Below are 2,314 nucleotides of genomic sequence, written 5' to 3'. Positions count from 1 at the left end.
CAACAATTCCCTGGACAACGACGCCGACCACATCCTCGCCTGGGCCAACGGCGGCGCCACCGGGATCAGTAACCTGGGACAACCGTGCCGGAAACACCACAGACTCCGGCATACCACCGGCTGGGAACCCACCCCGGCCACCAAAGACGAACCACCCGGCTGGACCTCACCCACCGGCCGCCACTACACGTCCGAACACCAGGACTGGGAACCACCCTGGTGGCCCGACGGGCTGTTGCTTGGCAACGTCGACTTTCTCCGCACGCCTCCGGCCCCTTGGGAGGACGCCCTGGAGCGGCTGCTCCACGCCCACGCCTGACCAATTTTGGTACACCCTGATCATCTTTGGTGCTAGCGGAGGAGGCCCAACTGGTCCGGCGTGTCAACGTCCTCGCCGGTGGACTGGTCGCTGCAGTCCACTTCATCGACCAACTCCGGATGCGCCTGCAGGAAGCCGCGGGCCCCGGCGTCGCCCGTGACCGTTGCCAGCACCTGCTCCCGCAGTGCGGCGTCGATCAGCAGCGGGTGGCCCCGGCGGAGCCGCGGCTTCTGTTCGCCGTCGGCATCACGACGGCGGTATGCGGCGGCGGTGATCCGCCCGGGGCGGTGCCGGGCCAGCAGCCGCTCCACGGTCGCCGCGGTCAGGCCAGGCTGGTCCACCAGCGCGATCAGAAGGTGGTCTGCAGGGTCGGCAGCCCGGTCGCCCAGGAGGAACGAGCCGCCCATCCCGGACTCCCAGCCCTGATTGGCCACCACCCGGAAGCTGTCCAGGGTGGCAGCGGCCTCAACCTCCGACGCACCTGCGCCCAGGACCACCACCACATCCCGGCAACCGCCGTCGAGAAGCGCCTGGCCGATTGCCTCCACCAGCGGCCGGCCGCGGTAGGGCAGGAGCGCTTTGGGGCCGAGGCCCAGCCGGGTGCCGGCGCCGGCGGCCAGGACGACACCGGTGACTCCGCGGCCAGCCAGCCCCGCGGCGCCGTCGTTTCTCCTCATAGCTGCACTGTAGCGGGCCGCCGGAGGCAGGCCCTACCCGCCAAGGTCCCGGATCCGCGTCAGTGCGCCGACGGCCTCGGCCACGAGCTGTTCCACGATCACGGCAGCCGGAAGAATGCTGCTGATGAGCCCGGCGGACTGGCCGGTGAACGGGACGTATTCCTCCATCCGGCCCTCACGCATGCCGGCCGCGAGGTCTTCCTGGAGGCCTGCGGCCTGCCGTGCCGCCCCGGTCCGGTCAGTTTGCCACTTGCTGATGAAAGGTGTGCGCAGGGCCCGGGGAACCACATCGAACGCCCCGTTTGCAGGTTTGGGGAAGATGTCGTCCCACACCTCCACTTTCACGGCATCCGGGGCTTCGGCGGCAACCAGGGCGCGCTTCCAGTCCTCGCTGATCGACGCTTCCACCGAGGCCAGGAATCGCGTGCCGACGTTCACGCCCTGCGCACCCAATGCCATGGCAGCGGCCACGCCCCGGCCATCCGCGATTCCGCCGGCGGCCAGGACCGGCACCGGAGCCACCGTATCCACCACCTGGGGCAGCAGTACGAAACTTGAGACAGTGCCGCCGAACCCGCCGGCCTCGGCCCCTTGGGCGATGATGACGTCGGCGCCGCGGTCCACAGCGAGACGTGCCTGCTGCACGGTGTGCACCTGCTGAATGAACAAAGCCCCCGCGGCATGGGCCTTCGCCGGCAGGTCACCGGGATCGCCCAACGCCAAGGAGACAACAGGTGCGCCCAGGTCCAACGCTATGTCGAGGGACTCAGGGTGGCCCTGCAGCCACGGCTGGGTGAAATTGACGGCGAAAGGCCCGTCAGTCAGCTCCCGGATGTGCCTGATGCCTGCCCTGAGCTCCTCGGAGGTACGCAGCGCACCTCCGAGGCTGCCCAGGGCACCGGCGGTGGAAACGGCAGCCGCCAGCGCCGGGCCGCTGCCGAACAATCCCATCCCCGCCTGCACGATGGGGTGTTCGATTCCGAGAAGATCACAAACAGGCGTCCGCAATGTCGCACCCACGGCTGCTCCTTTATCAGGGGAACGGGTCTACAGGGTCAGTAGAGGCGTGCGTGCGCGGCGCGTCAAGGGCCATAGGCCCTGCGGCTTAGCTGTCTCCGCCCGCCCCGCCGGTAGTGCCGGCGTTGACGTCCAGGAGCTTGTAACGGTCCATGGCGTACGACGGCGCACCCTCCTCCACCTCGCCCCGCGCCGCGAGCATCTGCAAGGCCTTCACCACGATGGAGTGGGTGTCGTTCTTGAAGTAGCGGCGGGCTGCTGCGCGGGTGTCGGAGAAGCCGAAGCCGTCGGCGCCGAGGGT

The 2,314-nt window shown here is 69.1% G+C and carries 4 protein-coding genes; 1 reads left to right on the top strand and 3 read right to left on the bottom strand.

All coding sequences use genetic code 11. The features are described 5' to 3' along the window. Nucleotides 1-319: HNH endonuclease signature motif containing protein (locus ACYSM9_RS21750; RefSeq protein ID WP_461859023.1), on the top strand; the 319-nt coding region annotated here is incomplete at its 5' end. A 32-nt stretch (nt 320-351) separates the two neighbouring features. Here the strand turns inward: ACYSM9_RS21750 and nboR are convergent. The 3 genes from nboR to ACYSM9_RS21735 form a co-directional block, all read right to left on the bottom strand. Next, on the bottom strand, nt 352-996 hold the full coding sequence (nboR, locus tag ACYSM9_RS21745; RefSeq protein ID WP_461859022.1) for a nicotine blue oxidoreductase: 645 nt from the start codon (nt 994-996) through the stop codon (nt 352-354). Nucleotides 997-1,029: 33 nt separating this feature from the next. Beyond that, a complete protein-coding gene (locus tag ACYSM9_RS21740; RefSeq protein WP_461859021.1) occupies nt 1,030-2,016 on the bottom strand; it encodes an NAD(P)H-dependent flavin oxidoreductase in 987 nt (328 codons plus the stop codon). Nucleotides 2,017-2,101: 85 nt separating this feature from the next. Next, nucleotides 2,102-2,314: hypothetical protein (locus ACYSM9_RS21735; protein ID WP_461859020.1), on the bottom strand; the 213-nt coding region annotated here is incomplete at its 5' end.

It is taken from the genome of Arthrobacter sp. C152 (genome assembly GCF_054890965.1).
The sequence above is the reverse complement of the archived record's forward strand: the minus strand, read 5'-3'. Positions and strand labels throughout refer to the sequence as shown.